This is a genomic window from Halomonas salipaludis, assembly GCF_002286975.1.
GTDB lineage: Bacteria > Pseudomonadota > Gammaproteobacteria > Pseudomonadales > Halomonadaceae > Franzmannia > Franzmannia salipaludis.
Map to the genome: position 1 here is coordinate 551677 of NZ_NSKB01000002.1, position 13642 is coordinate 565318.

At 64.2% G+C, this 13642-nt stretch carries 11 protein-coding genes and 1 pseudogene; 4 read left to right on the top strand and 8 right to left on the bottom strand.

The window, feature by feature from the left end:
* The first annotated feature begins 137 nt into the window (after window positions 1–137).
* Window positions 138–1068, top strand: a pseudogene (locus tag CK498_RS06485) (siderophore-interacting protein).
* Window positions 1069–1090: 22 nt separating this feature from the next.
* Window positions 1091–1672 (top strand): cytochrome b, encoded by a 582-nt coding sequence (locus tag CK498_RS06490; RefSeq protein WP_095620027.1) that lies wholly within the window; start codon window positions 1091–1093, stop codon window positions 1670–1672.
* 12 nt (window positions 1673–1684) lie between these two features.
* On the opposite strand, the gene CK498_RS06495 is transcribed toward CK498_RS06490, so the two are convergent.
* From CK498_RS06495 to CK498_RS06515, 5 genes are all read right to left on the bottom strand, one after another.
* Window positions 1685–3034, bottom strand: coding sequence for a TolC family outer membrane protein (locus CK498_RS06495; protein ID WP_095620028.1), 1350 nt, complete (start codon window positions 3032–3034; stop codon window positions 1685–1687).
* The gene (locus CK498_RS06500) at window positions 3034–4395 is read right to left on the bottom strand and encodes an HlyD family type I secretion periplasmic adaptor subunit (protein WP_095620029.1); all 1362 of its coding nucleotides are present in this window, start codon (window positions 4393–4395) and stop codon (window positions 3034–3036) included. Before CK498_RS06500 ends, CK498_RS06495 begins: the two co-directional genes overlap by 1 nt.
* Window positions 4392–6140 carry a type I secretion system permease/ATPase gene (locus CK498_RS06505; protein WP_095620030.1) on the bottom strand — a complete coding sequence of 583 codons (1749 nt, stop codon included), beginning with the start codon at window positions 6138–6140 and terminating at the stop codon, window positions 4392–4394. The genes CK498_RS06500 and CK498_RS06505 overlap by 4 nt, the downstream gene beginning before the upstream one ends.
* Window positions 6141–6362: 222 nt before the next feature.
* Complete coding sequence (locus tag CK498_RS06510; RefSeq protein WP_095620031.1) at window positions 6363–6983, bottom strand: heme acquisition protein HasA; 621 nt, start codon at window positions 6981–6983, stop codon at window positions 6363–6365.
* A 100-nt stretch (window positions 6984–7083) separates the two neighbouring features.
* Entirely contained in the window at window positions 7084–9777 is a 2694-nt protein-coding gene (locus tag CK498_RS06515; protein ID WP_095620032.1) for a TonB-dependent receptor, read from the bottom strand.
* Window positions 9778–9969: 192 nt separating this feature from the next.
* Here CK498_RS06515 and CK498_RS06520 point away from each other — a divergent pair, with 192 nt between their 5' ends.
* The gene (locus tag CK498_RS06520; protein WP_217987701.1) at window positions 9970–10374 is read left to right on the top strand and encodes an NUDIX hydrolase; all 405 of its coding nucleotides are present in this window, start codon (window positions 9970–9972) and stop codon (window positions 10372–10374) included.
* A gap of 39 nt (window positions 10375–10413) precedes the next feature.
* Here CK498_RS06520 and CK498_RS06525 read toward each other — a convergent pair whose 3' ends face one another.
* The 3 genes from CK498_RS06525 to CK498_RS06535 all read right to left on the bottom strand — a co-directional run bounded on the left by CK498_RS06525 (window position 10414) and on the right by CK498_RS06535 (window position 12581).
* Window positions 10414–11022 carry a biliverdin-producing heme oxygenase gene (locus CK498_RS06525; RefSeq protein ID WP_095620033.1) on the bottom strand — a complete coding sequence of 203 codons (609 nt, stop codon included), beginning with the start codon at window positions 11020–11022 and terminating at the stop codon, window positions 10414–10416.
* A 10-nt stretch (window positions 11023–11032) separates the two neighbouring features.
* Window positions 11033–12043, bottom strand: coding sequence for a FecR family protein (locus CK498_RS06530; protein WP_176475736.1), 1011 nt, complete (start codon window positions 12041–12043; stop codon window positions 11033–11035).
* A gap of 85 nt (window positions 12044–12128) precedes the next feature.
* Window positions 12129–12581 carry a sigma-70 family RNA polymerase sigma factor gene (locus CK498_RS06535; RefSeq protein WP_176475737.1) on the bottom strand — a complete coding sequence of 151 codons (453 nt, stop codon included), beginning with the start codon at window positions 12579–12581 and terminating at the stop codon, window positions 12129–12131.
* 212 nt (window positions 12582–12793) lie between these two features.
* On the opposite strand from CK498_RS06535, the gene CK498_RS06540 reads away from it, so the two are divergent.
* Complete coding sequence (locus CK498_RS06540; protein WP_267873739.1) at window positions 12794–13306, top strand: methylated-DNA--[protein]-cysteine S-methyltransferase; 513 nt, start codon at window positions 12794–12796, stop codon at window positions 13304–13306.
* Window positions 13307–13642 lie beyond the last annotated feature (336 nt).

Genomic DNA, 13642 nt, shown 5'->3' on the forward strand with positions numbered 1-13642 from the left:
TCGCCTCGTTAACCTACGGTTCATCCAATGCCCATGAGAGTTAACGTTCCAGGCGGGGTAATTCATCATATCCAATATTATTGAGAATCATTACTATCAGTGATAGCATTCCCAGCTCACCATGGGAGTCATCCACTATGGCTGGACGCACGAGCTATCGCCTTTTCGATATCACCCTGGCACGCCGTACCCAGGTCAGCCCATCGCTGGTCAGGTTCACCTTCACCGGGCCCCAGGTGGGCCAGATGGCCACCCCCCGCGCCGGACCAACGCGTCAAACTGTTCTTTCCCAAGGACGCCAGCGGCCTAGACGCGCTGTTCGAGATCGCCAAGCTGGAAGAGCACGACTGGTTCGGCGCCTATCGTGCCCTGCCCGACGCCCAGCGCCCGCCCATGCGCACCTACACCATTCGTGCGCTGCGCCCGGCACGCGGCGAAGTCGATGTCGAGTTCGTGCTGCACGGCGACAACGGCCCCGCCTCACGCTGGGCGATGCGCGCCCGCCCCGGCGACCGCCTGGCGATGACCGCCCCGCTGGCCAATGCCGGGGGCGAAAAGCTCGGCTATGAGTGGAAGCCACCGCGGGGCGTACGGCGCATTCTCATCGTCGCCGACGAGACCGCCCTGCCGGCGGCGGCCGGCATCTTCGAAACACTCGACGACCTGCCCCTCGCCCCACGGGTAGAGGCCTTGATCGAAGTGCCGCGTAGCGATGATATCCAGCCCCTCTCTCCCCCCGCCAAGCTGCGCTGGTTGACCCGCGATAGCGAGCCGGATTGCCACCACGGCGACCTGCTGATGCGGGCCATCCGCGATATTGACCTGCATCAGGAGGTCCGTGCCCTGGGCGGCCAACCGCATGGTGGCTCCACCGAGGGGCTCGATGAAGACGACGCCGCCCTGTGGGAGCCCGCGAGTCTCGACGACCATGCCCCCTTCTATGCCTGGATTGCGGCAGAAACCAAGGTCACCCGGGATATTCGCCGCTATCTGGTCAATGCGTGCGGCTTGCCCAAGCAGTGCGTCACCAGCATGGGCTATTGGCGCCTGGGCAAGACCGACGACTGAACATCGCGTGGAACCTCGAGGCATGACAACACCGGCCAATCGCTGGCGGGACACCCCTAATCGCTATGGTCTCGTCAGCCGTCTCCTCCACTGGCTGACGGCAGCGCAAGTGATACTGCTATTCGGCGTACTGCTGGCCTGGAAGGGATTCGGTGAGCACCCCGTCACCCTGCTGCTGGCAAGGATCGGCCCCCACGGCTCACTGGGCGCCATGTTGCTGGTGACGACACTGCTGCGCGCCATCTGGGCCTACCGCCAGCGCCATCACCGACCACCCCGCCCACCAGGTTTGGGGGGATTGCTGGCGCGCTGCATGCACCTGGCCTTCTATGCGCTGTTGATCCTGATACCGGCGATGGCCATCCTGCGCCAGTATGGCCGGGGCGGCCCGCTGATCTTCTATGGCAAGGAGCTGATGCCGGAGGCGGAGCGCGAGATTGCCTGGATGATGGCGCCTGCCGACCTGTTGCACAGCACCCTGGCCTGGCTGCTGCTGGCACTGATCGTCGGCCATGTGGCGATGGCACTGGCCCATCGCCTGTGGCTCAAGGATGGCATCCTGGCGCGCATGCTGGGCAATCCCAGCCCCCAACAGGACACCTAACCAAACCGCGCGCTAACCTGCACCGAAAGCCCCCACCACCCGCTCGATATCGCCAGCGTCGAGCACGCCCGCCTGCCAGCGCAGCGACAGCCAGGCGAGCAGGTAGTCGTAGCGGGCGCGGGCCAGGTCGCGCTGGGCTTCGACGTGCTGCTGTTCGGCGTTGAGGGCATCGAGGTTGGTGCGCTCGCCGCCGAGGATGCTGCGCCGGGTGGCATCGAGCCGCGCTTCGGCGGCGGCCACGGCATCGCGGTAGGCCTCGATGCGCCGCTGGCTGCTCAGGGTCATGCGGTACTGGCGCTCGACGTCGTTGAGCAGTTCGGCCATGGCGCCGTCGAGCTCGAAGCGGGCCTGCTCCAGGCTGTCGCTGGCCTGACGGCTGGCGGCGCGCACGCGCCCGCCAGCGTAGAGCGGCACCTGCACTTCCACGCCGATGCTGTCGGTATCGTAGCGCTGACCCACCTGGTTCTCGGCGTTGGAGTCGGTGATCTGGCTGCGCGCCGCCAGCCGTACACTGGGCAAGTGGCCGGCACGCTGTTGGTTTCGGTGCTGCCGGGTGGCTTCCAGCAGGCTACGCTGGGCGGCAAGCTCGGGGTTATGCGCCACGGCGCGCTCGCGCCACTCGTCCAGCGGCGGCAGGGCCGGCGTTTGCAACCGTGCATCATCGCGTAGCGGCGCCAGCGCAGCGCCGGGCGAGTGGCCGATCAACACCGCCAGGGAATTGCGGGCATCCTGGCGGCGGTCCTCGGCCTCGATCAACTGCGCCTCCACCAGCCGCCGCTGGGCCTCGATCTCCATCTGGTCGGTACGGGTGCCCTCGCCGCCTGCCACGAAGCGCCGGCTGCGCTCGGCCTCCTCTTCCAGGGCCCGGCCATGGGCGCGCATCAGCACCACCTCCTCCTCGGCATAGAGGGCGTCGGTATACGCCTGCAGCACGCGCACCGCCAGCGCCTGTCGCGCCCGCTCCAGGGTCAAGCCGGCGGCCTCGGCGCGTGCCTTGCCCTCGCGGTACTGAGCGAATGCCGCCGCATCGAACAGCGGCTGGGTCAGGGTGAAGCCGGAGGAGTAGCTGGAGTACGCCAGGTCCTGACGGGTCGCTCCCGCGACGGTGTCCTGGCGAATCTCCGCGTCGTTGCGCATGCGGCTATAGCGGTAGCTTAGATTGGGCAGCAGCGCCGCACGCCCCAGCGCCTGTTCGTGGCTGCCCGCGGCGCTCTCGCTGCGAGCCGCCTGCCAGGTCGGGTCGTGCTGCAGCGCCAGCTCATAGGCCTGGCGGAAATCCAGCGCCATGGCGGGCAGGGCCAGCAATGCGCTCCCGGTCACCAGCAGCCAGGCAGCGAGCACGCGGCAAACCAACTTATCCATCAGGCATCCCCCCAGGCGGTGCGGGCGCGATCCAGCAGCGGCTTGAACAGGTAGTTGAGCAGCGTACGCTCACCGCTGCGCACGAAAGCCTCCACCGGCATGCCGGCACGCAGGGCGTCACTGCCCAGCCCCTCCAGGTCCTGCGCTGCCACCTCCACCCGCAGGCGGTAGTAGGGCTCGCCGCTGCGCTCATCGACCAGGCGGTCGGCGGAGACCTGGGCCACTTCGCCAGGCACCCGCGGCGTGGTGCTGCGCTCGAAGGCGGTAAAGGCCAGCTCCACCGGCAGCCCAGCGTGCACCCGGTCGATATGCTCCACCGGCAGCTGGCCCTCCACCAGCAGTGGCTCATGCTCGGGCACGATCTCCATCAGGCGGCCGCCCGGCGCCACCACGCCGCCCTCTGTGTGCTGGGCCAAGCCCACCACGATGCCTGCGGCCGGCGCGCGTAGCTGGGTATGCGCCAGCTCGAACTCCGCCGTGGCCAGGCGGCCGGCCAGCTCACTCATGCGCCAGCGTGCCTGGGTCAAGGCGTCTCGTACGTCGCGCTGATACTCCTCGCGGCGCTGGGTCATGCGCAGCTGGAGTTCATCGATCTGGCGCTGGGTCTGCTCCAGGGTGCCGCGGTCGGCGACCAGCTCGCCCTGCAGTTGGGCGTACTGGCTCTCGACCTCCAGCAGGCGGTTGCGCGGAATGTAGCCCTCTTCCGCCAGGCCGCGCAGGTTGTCGCGCTGTTCGCCCAGCAGCGCCAGCCGTCGGCGCTTCTGCGTCAGCGATGCTTCGAGCCCGCTAGCCTGGGCGCGCTGGCCTGCCAAACTGGCGTCCAGCCCCGCCAGTTCCGAGGCGAGCGAGGCCTGGCGGCTCTCGAACAGCTGGCGATGCAGTGCCAGCACAGTCAGCCGTTCCGGGTCTGCCTGCTCGATCAGCTCGGCGGGGTAGTCGATGCTGGCAAGGCCATCGCGCTCCGCCTCGAGGCGGGCGATCTCCGCCAGGACGGTGCTGTACTGGCCACGCAATACGTCTACCTCGCTGCTATGGCGGGTCGCATCCAGGCTGACCAGCACCTGGCCCTGGGTGACGCGGTCGCCCTCGCGCACCCACAGGCGCTCTACGATGCCGCCGCTGGGGTGCTCCACCGCCTGGCGGTTGCCCGACACCACCACGGTGGCGGGGACCGCCACGCCGTTGTCCAACGGTGCCAGGGCCGCCCACACCACGAAGCCCACGAAGCCCGTCAGCAGCAGCCAGCCGCCCAAGCGACGCGGACGCCGCCGCCGCTGCGCCATCGCTTGCCAGTCCGGCGTGGCCGACGCGATGGCAGTGCCGGTCTCGGTGCCATGCGCCGTATCGGGAGATAGCCTCATGCGCTGTTCTCCATCTGGTAGGGACTGTGCGCCATCAGGGTTGCACTGCGGGCAGCGGCCTGACGTGACGCCCCCGCCTGCAGTACCTCCTGGGTCGGGCCGAACCGCGCCTGCCGGCCGCCCTTCAATGCCAGCAGATGCGTGGTGGCCTTGAGCACCTGAGGCCGATGGGTGATCAGCACCACCGTCGCCTTGCGCTCACGCAACCACTGCAGGGCCGCCAGCAGCGCCTGCTCGCCGGCGTCGTCGAGGTTGGCATTGGGCTCGTCGAGCACCACCAGCGATGGCGGACCGTAGAGCGCTCGGGCCAGGCCAATGCGTTGCCGCTGACCACCGGAGAGCCCCACGCCGCCGTCGCCCAACGGCGTGTCGTAGCCCTGGGGCAGCGACAGGATCAGCTCATGCACCCCAGCCGCCTTGGCGGCGGTAATGACCTGGGCCGAATCCGGCTCGGCAAAGCGCGCAATATTCTCCGCCACGCTGCCGGCAAACAGCTCCACGTCCTGGGGCAGGTAGCCGATGTGCGGCCCTAACTGGGCCTTGTCCCAGTGCTGGATGGCGGCGCCATCCAGCCGCACCGTACCCACCTGGGGCCGCCATACGCCCACCAGCAGCCGCGCCAGGGTCGACTTGCCGGAACCCGAGGGGCCCACCACTCCCAGCGCGTCGCCCGGCGCCAGGCGAACGTCGATCTGCACCAGGGTCGGTTTGCGCCCTCCCGGCGGCATTGCGCTGACGGCTTCTACCGCCACCTCGCCCCGCGGCGCGGGTAGCGCCATGCCCGTTTCGCGGGCAGGATGCGCCTCCAGCAGCGCCGCCAGACGCTGATGCGCCAGGCGCGTGGTGCTCCACTGCCGCCAGGCGTTGATCACCTGGTCGATGGGCCCCAGCACACGTCCCATCAGGATCGATCCCGCGATCATGGTGCCCGGGCTGATGGCGCCGCCCACCGCCAACCAGGCGCCCAAGCCCAGCACCAGCGACTGCAGCGCCACGCGCAGGCTCTTAGATGCCGCGGTGATCAGCGCCGTGCGCTCGCTGGCCAGCCCCTGCAGGGCAACGAAACCGCCGTGCAGCCGCGCCCAACCCCGCGACAACGCACCCAGCATGCCCATGGCTTCGATGGCCTCGGCATGGCGCAGCTGGGCCTCGGCGGTGCTGGCGGCCTGCACCGACAGGCCGCCCGCTTCACGTAGCGGTGGCTGGGAGAGCCGCTCGTTGAGCCACGCCAGGGCGACCAGCAGCACCGCGCCCGCCAGTGCCAGGCAGCCGATCCAGGGGTGGAACAGGAACATCACCAATAAATAGAGCGGAAACCAGGGGGCATCGAAGAAGGCGAAGATGGCGTTGCCGGTGATGAACTGGCGCAGCGAGTCGAGATCCCGCGTGGCCTGGCCCGCCTGGGCACCCTGGCCGGCCAGGCCGCGCTCGAAGGCCGCCGTATAGGCCCGCTCGCCGAGCCGCTCGTCCATGCGCTCGCCGATCTGGATCACCACCAGGCTGCGCACGTACTCCAGCGCCCCCATCAGCGCCAGCAAGCCCAGCGCCATCAACGTCAAAAGCAGCAGCGTGGTGGTATTGCCCGAGGCCAGCACCCGGTCGTAGACCTGCAGCATGTAGAGCGGCGGCACCAGCATCAGCAGATTGATCACTGCGCTATAGATGCCAACGCTACGAAAGCCGCCGCGATAGGCACCCAGCGCCTGGCGTATCTCGTTACGCGGCTCGCCGCGCGAAGGTTTCATGATGGGCTGCCCCTATCGGATGAGTCGTGAAAATCCGGCGAATCCCTCCGGGGACTCGCGCGTGCATTCGGTATCACTCATCACAGGGTCACGGTAACCAGGCTTGACATCGCACCGCCGCCGGCGACAATGCCAAGGCGCCCCGGGCACAAGGCCCGTGGCGCGGTGATCAAAGGTTGCGGCAAGGGGAATCCCCTTGCCTTTTTTATTATGTGGCGATACTCAGGCAGCCAGGGCGACGTCGAGGTCGCTGGTGCTGGCTACGCCGGTAGTAGAGACATCTCCTGCCAGGCCAGCCAGCTCAAGATCGGCGAAGGTAGAGTTCACCGACAGGCTGTAGTCATCGAGGATGTCGTTGATGACCCCCTCAAGAGCCGTGGTGTCACCTCCCATCAGGCCCCATACCACTTCATGGACGATGTTGTCTTGGCCTTCGCTCTGCTCGCCGAACAGGTCGAGACCGCTGAGGTCGAGGTAGGTTTCATCCAGTGCGAAGTTGCCATCACCGGTTGACTGCCAATCCTCCAAGTCGGCGCCAAACGCCAGCGAGTCCAGCGAGCCATACAAGATGTGCCAATTCGAGGGCCAGCCATCAAACAGCGTATAAGTGAGGTCGTTACCATCCGCCGCGCCGGCAATAAACGAGAAATCCTCGATATCGCCAAGCTCGGAGGTAACAGCGTACTCGGTGCCGAATAACGGTCCTGGGAACCCCTGAGTGCTATTGAAGCTACTGTTATACTCGTGACCGTCCTGAGCATAGAAGTCGCTAAAGTCGTTGAAGAAATCCGCCAGCGTGCTGGAAGCAGTAAGGTTACCGCCATACTCTACAAAGAAGGACATGCTTACATCTCCTATATTGCCTAGTTGAATGGAGCAGCAACGTGCTCCGCTATTCTGACCACCGGCGAGCCGGCGGTCGGAATTCTGGTATTTATCTCCATCAGAAGCGGTACTCGGCCCCTGCTATCACCGTACGTCCCGGCGAGGCACTCATGACTTGAACATCCCCCATGGGAATGCCGTAGGCTTCGTCACGCAGGTTATCCACGGTCAGATTGAGTCGTAGATTCTCCGTCGGGGTATAAACGGCATAGAAGTCGGTGACGTTATAAGGCTGAATGGTCCCGTCACGGGTAGAGCGATAGACTCCTTCTTCCGATTGCAGCTGCTTGTGTCCCGACGAGTAGCGATGGCGCAGGCCGACATCCAGACGCTGATCAAGAGCTCGAGTACCCAACTGCAGTGTATAGACCTGCCGCGGAGGTTTGGGGTAATACCATAGCCCCACATTTGAACAGTTTCGGGTTTCACAGTAAGTGACCCCACCGAGAATGTCTGTCTGATACCTTAAATTGGACCTCATATCGGTATCGGTATAGCTGGCTCGACCATAAACCGTGCCAGTATCGTAAGAGAGGTCGATCTCGAATCCTTCGCTGGTGACCGGAGAGGTATTGACGAAGCCCTGGGTTTGCAGTGGCAAAAGAGCCCCCGCTCCAGGGGCGCGTACCTGCGCCATACCCATCCAGTTCTTGGTATAGGCAGTGAAGTAGCTAAGCTTGGCGCGGAAGCGGTCACCGTCAAACAGAAAATCGTCGAAGGTCAGGTTGCTACCCACCTCCCAGGTCTCCGAGCGCTCCGGCTCGAGATAGGGATTGGGAAAGATCAGGGTCGGGTCATTGACATAGCGATGGTCGCCACCCACTAGGGTCTGGGTGATCGTCGGTGGCCGCCAGCCCTTGCCCCAATTGGCATACAGCTGCCATGACTGGAAGGGCTTGACCGCTACGCCTAGGTTGGGGGAGACAGCTTCATCCTTGTGGTCGGCTTCAATCGTGTAATAGCCCCTTCCACTGCCGTAAGGGGTATAATATTCCGTCTCGCCCTTCAGGCGGTATTGGTCGTAGCGCACCCCGGCCTGCAGGGTGAGCCAGTCGTTATGGTCGAACTGCAGGGCACTAAATGCGCTGCCGAGCCAGCGCTCCCCATCGGGGTTCATGCGTTCCAAGCCCCCGGTATAATCTCTATTGGTCTCTCGCGTCCCGCTGGCACTGGGCGAGGTCTCATCTTTGCTAATATCAAAACCGTAATTCCAGGCCACGTCGAAGCCGGGGATGGTAAAGCGGGCGTTGTTCTCCGCAGTCAGCCCATAGGTTTCGGTGCGGGTACGCGAGTTGAAACCTCCGGGCAAGTGCGGAAGTGCGGCATCCGGCACATCTTCGTCTTCGTAACGGTCAGGAATCTCCTGATCGTTACGGGTATCGACATAGTAAAATCTGGTATCCAGTGCTAGCCAATCACTATCGGGGCGCCACTCATGACCGATGGAGAAGGTGCTGGTCTCGACCTTATTGCTGGTAGGGAAAATGTCAGCATCTGGGTGGCTATAGCCGAGGCTAGACGACGCCGTATCGAACTCAAATTCGCTACGCAGCGCGCTTAAACTTAGGTGCTGGGTGTCGGTAAGACGGAAGCCCCCCTTGAGCAAGCCACTGCGCCGTTCTTGGCGTGTGATAGCCACGAGATCCCCTTCGTTTTCGTAGCCTATGTTGGTAGGGTTGCTATAGCTGTAATTCGTTCGTCCATACTGCCCGCGGCTACCTGCCCTGAATTCCCCCTTGCGCATCTGGCTGTAGCCGGCCAGTAACTCGACGTCATTTCCCGTCCTGAGCGCGGCGACCACACTGCCATCATAGTCGTTGCCCTGGCTGTACTTGCCTAGCCCGGTGGAACCGCGCAGCCTCACCCCTCGCTCTTCACCCTCGGCGATAATGTCATCGACGCCCACGGTACGGAAATTGGCACTGCCACCGATCGTGCCGCCACTGCCCAAGGACGCAGATGGCCCCTTTTCGATGATGACATCGCTGATAAACTCGGGATCGATAAAGGCTTCACCGTTGCGCTGTTGGTGACCACTGATCGCATAGTTCTGCCTCGCACCGTCGACCATCATATTGACCCGGCCAAAGTCCTGCATGCCGCGAATATTGAGCGCCAGGCCCGGCGTCTGATAATTCATCGAAGCATTGACCCCCGGCGTCTCCTGGAGGATTTCCGCGATATGCCGGGGAGGGTGTCTGTCGATCTGTTCGCGGCTGATCACGCTTACCGAGCGCGGTTCCTGATAGACCCAGTCGTCGCCAAGGCGGTCGGCCTCAACCGTCAAGGTACTGAACGCCACTTGGTCGCTGGTGCTGGTCATCGTCGCCGGCTGCGGCTCGACGATTTCCGCGGTACGCTGGTTGCGGTACTCGATGTCCAGCCCGGTGCCACTCAGCAGGTGTCTTAGCGCCTCATCGGCGGTCATCTCGCCGCTGATGGCCGGCGCCGTGGCATCGATGGCGCGGGCATCCGGACGCAGCACCGAGATATTGGTGATGGCAGTGAACTCGCCGAGTGAGTAGAGCAACGACTGCTCGGGCAAGTCGAAGCGGTAGCGCTGCTGGGCGAGCGGCTGGTTGTCCACTTGCCCCGCGGGCATGACGTTTTGATCCGCTTGCCCATGGGCCTCGCGCAACCCGACGAGTGCCACGAAAATCGCCAGCATCGCGACGATGCCGACCGCCTCGGCGATCTTGCGATAGACCCCCTTCCCCACACCGGGCAGCCTCCCTCGCTGTTCATGCTGCATGTGAATTCCCCCTCCGCACTGTAATTCATTGAATGATTGTGCTTCTCATTCAAATAACGTTCGAGACAGAGGAGTTCCTCAATGATTCGAGCAAGAATGGTTGAAATAGCAGCGCAGCAGAGATCGTGTCAGCGTTACGCTAGGGTGGCAGGATTAGGGCTCGGGGTGGCTCGAGCATCAACGGAGGGCAGTGTGCCGAGAACGATACAAGCCGCTTGCGCGGTCATTCAGCGCGAGGATGGCGCCATCCTGATGGTCAAGCGCCTTAATCCGCCCGAAGCGGGCTTATGGTCCGTACCCGGCGGCAAGGTCGAGCCTGGGGAAAGCTTGCCTGACGCCGCCGCCCGCGAGGCGTTCGAGGAGACGGGCTTGCGCGTCGAGGTTGGCCAGCGGCTGTGGACGGCACAGCTGGCCTGGGATGATGACATCGTTTACGAACTGCATGACTTCGCCGCTAGCCCCATCGGCGGTGTGCTGCAAGCCGGTGATGACGCCGCCGAGGTGCGCTGGGTGCCTGCCGATCAGATAAGCAGCATGCCGCTGGTCGCAGCACTGCTCGAGCACCTACGCGCTGCGGGGTTGGCTCCCCGGCGCTAGGCACATCGTTACCTCGATTCGCCCTTGGCAATTGACACCTCAACGAACCAGCGAACGCGCCTGCGCTTCGACATAGGCGAAAGCCTCCTTGGCCCCAGCGACCGCCTGGGCGATGTCTGCCTCGCTTAGCGCTATCGCATCCAGCTGCTGGGTGAAGTGTCGCCAGTGCAGGCCGCGGCCGTCGTCGCTGGGCGCCAGGTGGCGCGCCCCGTAGCTGGCAGATAGCCCCAGCTCGGCGGCGCGCTTGAACAGAAAGGCCGCCCCCAGATTGGAGCCCTCGTTAACATACAGCCAGCCCAGCAGATGGGACGCCGCCTCACTAAGCAGCGCCCCGGTCGGCTTGGTCTCTGCCTGCTGTTCAACCTCGACGCCCAAGTCCTGACAGTCGCGGACCACTGCAGCGTATCGGCAACGTAGGGTCAGGTCAGAGATCCAGTCGGCTAAGCGTGGATCGCGGTAGCAGGGCAAGCCACGCTGCTGAAAGCCATATTGGACCCTCAAGAAGCGGGCATAGCCTTCCAGGTCGTCGAAAGGACGCAACGCCATGATCGCGTGATCGACCCGCTCATGCTGCTCTCGGGTGGCATGCTTGAGACGCTTGCTGAGCGACTGAACGGTGGTCTGCTCCGGCGGAGTCACTGTTTCCATGGAAGCCTCGTCATAGGGAAGGGACCTCTTGGTGGGAGGGATGATTAGAGGGATGCGTCGGAGACGCCAGCCAGGTAACCCCTGGCAGCCGCCTGACGGTTATCCCCAGGCTGGTTTCCAGGGCGTCGAGAATGGCGTCGGGATCATTGGCGGGAAAACTGCCGGAAAGCCGATACGCCCCCGCCTCATCGCCACTGACCACCACCCGCCCCGGCAGCATGCGCTCGAGCTGCACGGCCACCTCGCCGAGCGCGGTCTGATCGAACAGCAGCTGGCCGCGGGTCCAGGCCAGCCGGCCCCAGGCATCGATCTCGCTGGGCATCCCAAGCGCTGAGCCAGCGTGAAGCTCGATCGTCTGATTGGCACCCAGTACCACCTGTTCGGCGTTCTCGGCACCCTGGCCATGGGAGACGGCGACACGCCCCTCCTCCACGGTGACACGGACATCACCGGCGCGACGCTCTACGGCAAAGCGCGTGCCCAAGACCTGGGTTCTCGCCTCACCGGCCAATACCGAGAAGGATCGCGTCGGCTCATGGGTCACATCCACCCACAGCCGGCCTCGGCGCAGCGTCAGCTGCCGTCCGCCATCCGTCATCTCGATATCCACGGCGCTATCGGCATCGAGAAACAGCCGAGTGCCATCTTCCAGCGTCACCTGCTGGCTATGCCCCGGAGCCGTGGCCAAGTCCGCCATCCATCTGTCGAACAGTCCGGGATCGCGCCACGCGCCGAAGCCGAGCAGTAGCGTCAGCAGCAGGCACGCTGCCGCCGCCCAGGGCCAGGATTGATGCGACGAGGCCGGGCGGGCACTCGCTTCGCGCTCGGCGAGTAACCTGGCCGGCGCTTCCACTGCTTGCCATAGTCGCTCCGCCTCTGCGTAGGCCTCGGCATGTCGCTCGCTCCGCGCCAGCCACGCCTCGAAAGCACGCCGATCCGCCTCGTTGGCAGAGGGGTCTCTCAGGCGCAGAAACCAGGCCATGGCTTCATCGTCGAGCGTCTCCTGTGAAGGTAACGCCACCTTGGAACATCTCCTCATCACACCATCATCACTGTTTCGGCACTTGTGGTTGTCTTTCTAGTAACGTGCCAGCTAGCGGATTCCCTCATTCTTGATCATGCCGACGTTGCCACTGGCGACATGCCCGCATCGCCCGCATCATCTCCTTCTCCACGGTGCTCACCGAAACCCCCAACCGCTCGGCAATGGCGGCATAGGTCTCGCCCTCGACGCGGTTGAGCAGAAAAATGCGCCGCGTGCGCGCCGGCAGTGCGTCCAGCTCCGCCATCAGGTAACCCCAGCGCTCCAACGTGGCAGCGATCGCCTCGGGACTGGGATGCGCGTCATCCTGCTCTTCTGCCTGAGCCCCCTCCTGGTGACGCTGGCGTACCTTCTGGGCGCGCAGATGGTCGAGCGCCAGATTGTGCGCGGTACGGTAGAGCAGCCCCACGGAATCATCTTCCCTTGGCTGGCGATGCCACAGCTTGACGAAGGTATCCTGGGCCAGGTCTTCGGCTTCGGCCTCGTTGTCGACGATACGGCTGATCCTCTGGACCAACCGCGGGCGTTCCCCGAGAAACATCTTCAACAGTGAGCGTGGTGAGGTGGGCATAGGGCAGGCAAGCGTCGCGTAGCGATGACATCAGTAGCGCTACATCATGAAACAAACGAGACGCATTATCAAAAAAGAGTCGTTACGCCACCGTGGACCTGCTGGCGTTGCTCATGCAACATCCATGGGTAACTGCCCGCATTTCGCAGAGGATGCCCATGCCGCTTGCCGATACTTCCCTGACCGGTTTCATGGTGGATTACTACTGCCCCCCTTGTGCCGATGCCCTGGGCCTGATCCGACTCCGCGCCAACGACGCTGGGCTCACCGAGGTGGCGTTCGTTGCCAACCAAGACGATGCGCCCCAGCCAAGCACACTGACGGCACAGGCCAAGGAGCAGCTCGAGGAGTACTTCGCCGGTACCCGCCGGGCCTTCGACCTACCGCTGGCGCCGCGGGGCACCGACTTCCAGCGTCGGGTCTGGGAGGCGCTTGCCGGCATCCCCTTCGGCGAAACCCGCTGCTACGCCGAGATCGCCGAACAGCTGCGCTGCAAAGGCGGCCAGCGTGCCGTAGGCGCGGCCAACGGCAAGAACCCGATTGCCATCGTGGTGCCCTGCCACCGGGTGATCGGCAGTGACGGGCGGCTGACCGGCTACGCCGGCGGACTTGGCCGCAAACAGTGGCTGCTGGCCCACGAGGCGGGCGAGGTGCCTCTCGGCCTGCTCTGACCCATCAGAGGGTGTTTACAAAACAGGCGAACGAGGGCAAGGGCTAGGCCCGTTCCCGACGGGCCAACGCACTTCCCACATCCATGTGGGTCGCAAAGCAAAAATTGACGACAAATCGTCAGGATTGACGATTTGGACAGCTCTGCTGCTCGAAAAGCGAACGACAGGGATGTCGTGAGTCCAATAGCGGAGTTTACGGGGTGCCCGGCAGCGCTGCGCACCGCATCGCGACTGAAGTCGCTCCCACAAGGGAATAGTGGCAAAGCCAGTGTAGGAGCGGCTTTAGCCGCGATGGGTGGATATATTGAGTTAATTTTTAACGACGTATTATCGAGT

Bases quoted from the DNA above. Each gene is read 5' to 3' on its own strand.
- CK498_RS06490 (WP_095620027.1), top strand. From the start codon at position 1,091: ATGACAACACCGGCCAATCGCTGGCGGGACACCCCTAATCGCTATGGT.
- CK498_RS06495 (WP_095620028.1), bottom strand. From the start codon at position 3,034: ATGGATAAGTTGGTTTGCCGCGTGCTCGCTGCCTGGCTGCTGGTGACC.
- CK498_RS06500 (WP_095620029.1), bottom strand. From the start codon at position 4,395: ATGAGGCTATCTCCCGATACGGCGCATGGCACCGAGACCGGCACTGCC.
- CK498_RS06505 (WP_095620030.1), bottom strand. From the start codon at position 6,140: ATGAAACCTTCGCGCGGCGAGCCGCGTAACGAGATACGCCAGGCGCTG.
- CK498_RS06510 (WP_095620031.1), bottom strand. From the start codon at position 6,983: ATGTCCTTCTTTGTAGAGTATGGCGGTAACCTTACTGCTTCCAGCACG.
- CK498_RS06515 (WP_095620032.1), bottom strand. From the start codon at position 9,777: ATGCAGCATGAACAGCGAGGGAGGCTGCCCGGTGTGGGGAAGGGGGTC.
- CK498_RS06525 (WP_095620033.1), bottom strand. From the start codon at position 11,022: ATGGAAACAGTGACTCCGCCGGAGCAGACCACCGTTCAGTCGCTCAGC.
- CK498_RS06540 (WP_267873739.1), top strand. From the start codon at position 12,794: ATGCCGCTTGCCGATACTTCCCTGACCGGTTTCATGGTGGATTACTAC.